Here is a 1,176-nt window from a genome sequence, read left to right as displayed (position 1 = left end):
TCCTGCATCAGATCAACGTCTTCAGGCTCGATAAAGCCCATGAATTCTTCGATAACATCGTTACCGCTGGTATTTATCCAATAGTTGCCGGCCTGAATTAGGTTTTTGTTTTCACTCAGCTTTTCATAATTGTCATTGCAGAAGGACATTACATCCCATGGGCAGTACATGTGAGTTGTTCCGAAATGGTATCCGTCGTAATTATTTTTTACTTCATCATAATAGTCAGTGAAACCGTAATATGACAAAACCTCATGAGTCTCTTCTTTGGTAAAACCGATTCCCTGGGATATGTCTTTTTTTCCGGAATCAAGAATCGAGCAGACCATGAGATTATTGAGCCCTGTAAAAATACTTTCCTTTGCCGCTCTTAAACATCCGGTAAGCACTGCTCTGCCCAGATACGTATTTGTTTTTAAGGTGTCGTTATAAAAAGGACTGATAAGATCTATCATTTCATCGTAGTAGCCATGATAAGCTGCCTTGGCAATAGGCACATCATATTCGTCAATCAGAATTATCGGTTTTATCTTATGATGTGCTTCAAGAAGACAGGAAAGCGTCTGAAGTGATCCGGTCAGATAAGATTTATTGGTTCTGTCTGTAAGCTTTTCATAATTACTCAGATTGGCATACTGTTCCTTCTGTTTATCGGATAGTTCCTTACTGGCAGACAGATATTCAAACTGCAGTGCCAATCTGTATATCAGAGTAGCAAACTGATTATACGCATCATTAAAATTCTGATGAACGATGGTTTTAAAAGACATAAAGATTACCGGAAACTTCCCCATGTATTCACGGCAGAATTCCCTGTCCTCAAAGATCTTGGTGTCCTTGAACCATTTCTCCTGAAATGACACATCACCGGGATTTTCGATATTCAGAGATAGAAAGTCGTAGAAGGTGGACATGGTGAGAGTTTTACCAAAACGTCTCGGTCTCATAATGAGAAAGGCATTGGTAGCTGATTCCTTAAACACGGTTCTGATGAGCGGAGTCTTATCTACGTAATAGCAGTTATTTTCAATAAGCTCATGAAAAAATTCAGTTCCGATACCAATATACTTCAAAATACCGTTCCACCTCTGAATCTGACCATCACCTCTAAAAAGGCCTTTCCCCGGTCCGCTATTGAAGCGCAGAAAGGCTCTATCACTGTCATTATCCCATAAC

General features: G+C 39.8%; 1 protein-coding gene. It reads right to left on the bottom strand.

Translation table 11 applies throughout. The features are described 5' to 3' along the window. Nucleotides 1-1,076, bottom strand: a 1,076-nt coding sequence (locus BMY80_RS11980) for an AAA family ATPase (protein WP_177178602.1), incomplete at its 3' end; no start/stop codon positions are given. Nucleotides 1,077-1,176: the final 100 nt, after the last annotated feature.

The sequence above is a fragment of the Ruminobacter amylophilus genome (assembly GCF_900115655.1).
GTDB classification, from domain to species: domain Bacteria; phylum Pseudomonadota; class Gammaproteobacteria; order Enterobacterales; family Succinivibrionaceae; genus Ruminobacter; species Ruminobacter amylophilus.
This window is presented reverse-complemented; position numbering and strand designations above follow the sequence as displayed.